Here is a 6734-nt window from a genome sequence, read left to right as displayed (position 1 = left end):
CAGTGTGGAACAGTACAGGATATTGTTAAGAGAGGCTTTAAATCATGGTTATATTCATTATGAGATTTCAAATTTTGCTTTGGAAGGGTACTTTTCAAAACATAACTGTAATTATTGGAATGGAACAACCTATTTGGGAATAGGGCCTTCGGCCCATTCTTTTAACGGTATATCCCGGCAATGGAATTGCGCAAATAACAGCAGATATATAGAAGGAATGGAAAAGGGTTTCAAAATTTCTGAAAAAGAAATTTTGGATGAAAAAGCAAAATTTAATGATTATATGCTTACTTCATTAAGAACGATGTGGGGAGCCGATCTGGATTATATCGGCAAACATTTCGGGCAAAAGACAGTGGACTATTGCCTGAAGGTGGCTGAAAAATTCGGAAGCAGGATAGTCAAAACCGATAATAAATTGATATTGACCGATGAGGCGAAATTTATTTCGGATGGAATAATTTGTGAATTTATAGAAATATAAAACCCCGGGAGCTTTACCCGGGGTTTATATTTTAAATGATTAAATATTCAGGTCTATTATTTTGCAAGTGAGAAAGTAGAGCTGCCAATTAAATTACCGTCTGCAAAAATATCCAGTGTATAATTACCGCCAATTAATTCATTGGCAGCATTACAATAGATGCATAAATCAACATCTTTATTTTCATACTCAACTTCACGTTTTGCTGTGTATACAATATTCTGTTCCTGGAAGAGGAAAGTCCCTTTTTCCGGATTAGTTAATACTTTGTCGTCAGGCCGTAAAATTCGAATATAAATCATTTTAGCACCTGCCGGCACAATGGCATTTTCTCTGATTGTAAAGCAAGCCCTGAGTTTATCAATGCTCTTGATTTTATTTTTTTCTTTACCTTTCTTATTCAGCGGAGTGACCAGAATATTTTTAGCAGCCATCACGGCAGCTTTTTGAACCTTAGTATTCAGTTCGTCGCGTTGTTGGGTCAATTGTGTGTTTTCATCCTTTGCTTTACCCAACTTGGTTTTAACATCAACATTTTCATTAACAAGGTATTTGTTTTTCTGGTTGAGAGAATCAATCTGAACTATATAACTGCGCATGATCTGACGCAGGGTTTGAAGTTCCTTTTCGTATAATCTGACTTTTTCAACACTGGAAGCATTAAGGGCTAAAAGTTGTTTTACTTTGTGTTTTTCATTCTCAAGTTGAACATTTGCCCTATTATTGGTAGTCTTCATAGAGTCGTATTGTACGATGATATCATTCATCTGTTTGGAAAGATCATTTTTTTGCACTTCCACCTGAGTTTTAATATCAGTCATACCCGACAACTCAACATTTTTTTGCTTATATTTTGAAAAAACTATTGCCAGCAGTGTAATTAAAATAAGAATAATTATCACCAATACAACAGTTAATCCTTTATTTTTCTGAATATTTTCTTCCATAAAATTAATTTTTTTAATTAATTATTAATGTATATGCAAATTTAAAGTAAAAAAAGGATATAATGGGAAGTTGAGCGGATATAAATAAAGTGGATTTTAAGAATTTATAAAATTTTTTTTCAGGTAGTTTTCTGCACTGGAAGTTTTTGTAATTTTGAGGTTCTAAAAATCAAAAGTAGAAAGTTATTTTCTGGAATTAATTATAAACTTAATAAAATATAAATATTATGGGAAAAGGTGATAAAAAGAGTAGAAGAGGGAAAATATTTATGGGTAGTTATGGCGTAAACAGGCCTCAAGATGCCAAACCAACAGCAAAACCTGTTGAAAAAGTTAAAAAAGAAGAAAAAAAGAAGTAAAGGAGGAATATTTGCTTCAAATTTATTTTAGCAGAAAATTGATATTTCATTTAAAAGAAAAAAGAATTCACATCCTTTTTTCTTTTTTTGTTTTCAGAGGATTAATACCTGTTAAGCCACAGGAAACGGCGGGCATTATCTCCATATTTGAGGGCAATGGTAATTTCGTGTGAGCCAAAACTTTGGCGACGAAGGGAAGAAAGCGTATAATCGAAAGAATAACCTATGTACAAACGGTTTATTCTCATACCAGCCATTGCGACAAAAGTTTTATTTGTTCGATAAGATAAACCTCCCCAAAAATCTTTCAGATAATATAATTTACAGTTAATATCAGCCTGGGCCAAAAGATTTTCTGGGCTCATCACCAGGAGGGAAGGTTCAAGGTCATAATCAGGAGAAAGTTCAAAACGATAACCTCCCATAAAGTAATAACAGCGGCACATTTTATAGCCTTTTAAATCACTGTTTCCAAATTTTAAGATGGACTGAAACAATTGAGTTACAGATGCGCCTGTATAATAATGATCATTGGAGAGATAGATGCCTGCAGATGCGTCAGGGACAATCAATGAACGACGCAACCCACTGTTAATTATTGGATCAGAAGGATCATGAATTTGAATGTTATCCAGAATTCTAAACTGAAAAGCCGATCCGGTCAGTCCGAAAGAAAGCTGCGAGGAGCGGATAAAAATATGATAAGCATAAGTACCCTGAAAGCCGGTACGGTTAATGAGGCCATTGCGATCATTGTAAATGGCAGCTCCCAACCCTACTCTTCCGCTTCTGCCTGGCAGAACAGTCTTTTTCTTCAGAAAGATATTATTTTTGATGATATAATTTCGTTTAAGCAGACGGGTCTGTATGCCCACGGAAAACGTTTTTGGGGAATTTTCAATTCCTACCCATTGGTCACGGGCAGTGAAATTAATGGATGTGTAGCCATCATCACCAGCAACAGCAGGATTGATCAAATATTCATTTAACATATACTGGCTGTATAATGCCTGCTGCTGTGCCCTGGAAATACCAGTACAAAAGAAGAACAGAAACAACAACCCTGCGAGTATATGTTTATTCATGGTTTAATACTGGCTATTAATGAACTACTTATACAAATTTATAGTAAAAACAAGGAATTTCCCTAATTTAGTTCTTATTTATTAATAGGTTCAGAGAAATTTAAAATCCTTTCCTGGAGAATTTTGAAGAGAAATGCAAGGGTTTAAATCGATTGCATCACCTCTCCTCTCCTGCCTGAATTTTAGATGGTTTAAAAATTCAGTTCAGAAAAAGGAAAAGGGATTTTATAAGGATTTCCGTGAAGGGATATGCTATAAAACCCTTATTTCAATAAGGATGAAATAACAGAAATCAATTTTTGAGTAGGCACCTTAAAGGTGCCGTATGCTCAAAAAAATTTTTTACCCGTGATTATCTCGTCATTTTTAAATAGAGGAATACCAATAAGCAGTTATCTTACAGATTAACTCAACGGATAAAATGTGCTGAATTACTCGATAAAATCTTTCCTGACCGGAGTGAAATTATCGACCAAAATCAAGTTGGTCCCCAGGTTTTGGATAGTGTGGGGAACATCCGGTGGAACAGAGAATTGATCACCTGTGTGCAGATGATATTTCTCATCACCAATAAAAACATAGAGTTCTCCCTGGGCTACATAAGAAACCTGCTCGTGTGGATGGGAATGGGGCGGATCTGGCTGTGCCATCGGACCATTGGTATATTCAAGCACGGCAGACAGAAGATGATCGGTATAGGCTATTCTTCTGGTAATTCCTTCAGCCAAAACTTTTTTAGGAGTTGAATTTCTATAATGTACTGGCATTTTTACTTTTTTTTAGTTATACAAATTAAAAATGGTAACAAACCTACAAAAACAATTATTAACTGCAAAAAACATGCATGGCATTATAATAATCAGGTATGAATAATTATCAGAGTAATGCAGAAGCATCGGAATCGAGGTACCATTTGAGTTTTCCGTGGGTTAGGGCAACACAGGCAGCCGGGTATGGACCGGCTTCAGTTTTATTAATAATGTCGGCAACAACAGAAGCCTTGGATTTTCCTGTAACAAGGAAGGCCAATTGCCTGGCATTGTTAATGACAGGGCCGGTAAGGGTGATCCTTTTTTGCCGTGTTTGAGGTTGAAGAGTTAGTTCACATATTTTTTGAGATTGGAATAAATCCATATATCCGGGAAATATGGAAGCTGTGTGGCCATCAGTCCCCAGGCCCAGGAGGATATAGTCGAAAGAGGGAATATTGTTGACTTTATCTGTATATTTTGATATCTCATGGGCATATCTTTCTGTTTCTTTGATAGGATCGTCTTCTCCATGTATCCTATGTATATTTACTGCGGGAATGGAAACTTTATCAAGCAGATGAAGTTTGGTCATCCCGTAATTGCTATCGGTGTGGTATGGCGGGACACAACGTTCATCTCCCCAGAACAGATGAACATTTTTCCATGGAATAGAGGTTCTATAATATTCTGCAAGTATAGAAAATAATAGGGCTGGCGTATTTCCCCCTGAAAGGGTCAGTGTAAAGGTTTTATTTTTTTCGGCTGTAGTTTTAATGGATTGTGAAAGTTCTTCAGCCAGGCTTGAAGCCAGTTCAACAGGTGAAGAACTGATTTGAATAATGGGATGCATAGATGAATGATTATAGTTCACAATAATTGGAATCATTGGTTAAATTTTTACAGGGATAGCGCCACGTAATGTTTTTTCCTTCAATAAAATTATCTGCACATTCGGGTCCCCATGAACCTGCAGGGTAACCAAATATTTTAATGGACGGGTTATTGGCCCAGGCATTCAGAATAGGAGTGACAAATTTCCAGGCGGCTTCCACTGCGTCACTGCGTGCAAAAAGGGTAGAATCTCCGATCAGGGCATCATAAATCAGGCGCTCATAAGCAGAGGGAAGCCTTATATCCGAAAGATCAGAGTAATGAAAGTCCATATTTACTTCTTTGACATTAAAACCAGCTCCGGGTAATTTCATGCCGAATTTGATCAGCAGTCCTTCATCAGGTTGAATGCGGATGATGAGCTGGTTGCCTGAGGAACACACTTCGCTTTTGGCAAAAAGATAATGGGGCGTGGCTTTAAAATGTATAACAATTTCTGTAACCCTTATAGGAAGGCGTTTCCCTGTACGGATATAAAACGGTACCCCACCCCAGCGCCAGTTGTCAATGTAAAATTTCATGGCTACGTATGTTTCGGTGCGCGAATCGGTCGCAACGTCTTTTTCATCGCGGTAACCGGGAATGTGTTCCCCACGGATTTTGGAAGCAAGATATTGCCCACGGATGACGGATTTTTCCACTTCACCTTCAGCAATAGGCCTTAGCGACTGCATCACCTTTAATGTTTCATTACGGATTGAATCCGAATCAAGGGATGACGGAGGCTCCATAGCTGTAAGCCCCACAATCTGAAGAAGATGATTTTGAACCATATCACGCAATGCTCCCGAACTGTCGTAATACCGGCCTCTGTTTTCTACACCAATACTTTCGGATGAGGTAACTTCCACATGGTGAACATAGTTCCTGTTCCACAAAGGTTCGAATATGCCGTTGGCAAAGCGGGTGACCAGGAGGTTTTGTACCGACTCCTTTCCCAGATAATGGTCAATACGGTAAATCTGGTTTTCTTCAAAATTTTCATGAAGCCGGGCGTTGAGTTGAATCCCCGTTTCCAAATCATAACCAAAAGGCTTTTCGACAACAACCCTTTTATATCCCCCACTCTGTTTATTTAATCCGGCAAATGCAAGGTTTCTGGTAATAATTTCAAACATGTTTGGGGGCAAGGCCATGTAAAACAGGTAATTGCCACCGGTAAGCTGTTGTTTGTCAATCTCATCCAGTTTTTCTTTCAGCAGGGAATAATCACCGGGCGATTTTAAGTCAATGGAAAGGTAAGAAAGACTGGATGCAAATTCTTCAATCTTCTGCTCATTCAGCAGGTCTTTATCTTCGGTGAAGTTCCGGATAGCTTCTTTCATTTTATTGCGAAAGTCCCCGTCGGATAAGGCAGTTCTGCTTACACCCATGACGGCGAAGTTTTCCGGCAGCAGTTCTTGCACTTTTAAGGCATAAATAGCAGGGACCAGCTTGCGGTAGGTCAGATCACCGGAAGCGCCGAAGATTACCAGAATAGAATTTTCAGGTTTTTCCATATCCTTGGAATAAAATTTTAAACTAATAACTTCTCAAGTAATATTTATCAATGATTCAAATAATCCGTATTTATTTTCATGTTAATATCAGGGCTTCAATTTTGAGTACAGATCTAAACCTCTTTACTTAACATTTTTTTTCATTTGCAGACAGGGTTATCCTAAAGCTTCGAAACCATTTGATCCTATTTTGTTGAAAGAATAAATTTAAATATACAAAAAAATAAATTCTGTCTGGTATAATAACAGATTTCTCTATGGCTCTGTGTTAAAACTTTGTGGTTCTATGTGTAATAAATTAATACGCTAACACAGAAAAAGTACTGAGGAATATTTCCCATTATTTCTATGTGCCTTTAATGCCTAAGTGGTTAAACTTCATTCTTCCTTTTTATCGTTACAAAAAGGAAGCAAAAAAGACTGTGACTGCATTAATCCGCCAGCTGGCGGATCGGTTTCGCTTGGACGGAATGCAGCCAATAAGGATTTTATTTTTAACGCTTCGCAAATGAAAGTTCCAGACTTTCATCCGTGAAGCGTCAATTATTAATTCAAGTTTCGCAAGTAGTATAAAGTGGTTATAACAGATTTCTCTGTGGCACTCTGTGTTAAAACTCTGTGGTTCTCTGTGTAATAAATCGATACAATAACACAGAGGTACACAGAGAAGACACAGAGGAATATTTCTCATTATTTCTATGTGACATGATGAACAAT

7 protein-coding genes are annotated in these 6734 nt (G+C 37.3%); 2 read left to right on the top strand and 5 right to left on the bottom strand.

Translation table 11 applies throughout. The features are described from left to right. On the top strand, window positions 1–484 hold a 484-nt coding region (locus Q8907_10795), incomplete at its 5' end, for a coproporphyrinogen III oxidase (protein MDP4274755.1). Between the two features lie 56 nt (window positions 485–540). Here the strand turns inward: Q8907_10795 and Q8907_10790 are convergent. After that, on the bottom strand, window positions 541–1431 hold the full coding sequence (locus Q8907_10790) for a hypothetical protein (protein MDP4274754.1): 891 nt from the start codon (window positions 1429–1431) through the stop codon (window positions 541–543). A 227-nt stretch (window positions 1432–1658) separates the two neighbouring features. Between Q8907_10790 and Q8907_10785 the strand changes: the two genes are divergently transcribed. Then, window positions 1659–1790: a 30S ribosomal protein THX gene (locus Q8907_10785; GenBank protein ID MDP4274753.1), complete on the top strand. Its 132-nt coding sequence runs from the start codon at window positions 1659–1661 to the stop codon at window positions 1788–1790. Window positions 1791–1891: 101 nt separating this feature from the next. Here Q8907_10785 and Q8907_10780 read toward each other — a convergent pair whose 3' ends face one another. The 4 genes from Q8907_10780 to zwf form a co-directional block, all read right to left on the bottom strand. Beyond that, window positions 1892–2875: a type IX secretion system membrane protein PorP/SprF gene (locus Q8907_10780; GenBank protein ID MDP4274752.1), complete on the bottom strand. Its 984-nt coding sequence runs from the start codon at window positions 2873–2875 to the stop codon at window positions 1892–1894. 431 nt (window positions 2876–3306) lie between these two features. Next, entirely contained in the window at window positions 3307–3642 is a 336-nt protein-coding gene (locus Q8907_10775) for a cupin domain-containing protein (protein ID MDP4274751.1), read from the bottom strand. A 109-nt stretch (window positions 3643–3751) separates the two neighbouring features. Continuing rightward, window positions 3752–4513: a 6-phosphogluconolactonase gene (pgl, locus tag Q8907_10770; protein ID MDP4274750.1), complete on the bottom strand. Its 762-nt coding sequence runs from the start codon at window positions 4511–4513 to the stop codon at window positions 3752–3754. Then, complete coding sequence (gene zwf / locus Q8907_10765; GenBank protein ID MDP4274749.1) at window positions 4488–6017, bottom strand: glucose-6-phosphate dehydrogenase; 1530 nt, start codon at window positions 6015–6017, stop codon at window positions 4488–4490. The genes pgl and zwf overlap by 26 nt, the downstream gene beginning before the upstream one ends. Window positions 6018–6734: the final 717 nt, after the last annotated feature.

It is taken from the genome of Bacteroidota bacterium (assembly GCA_030706565.1).
In the GTDB taxonomy this organism is placed as follows: domain Bacteria; phylum Bacteroidota; class Bacteroidia; order Bacteroidales; family JAUZOH01; genus JAUZOH01.
The sequence above is the reverse complement of the archived record's forward strand: the minus strand, read 5'-3'. Positions and strand labels throughout refer to the sequence as shown.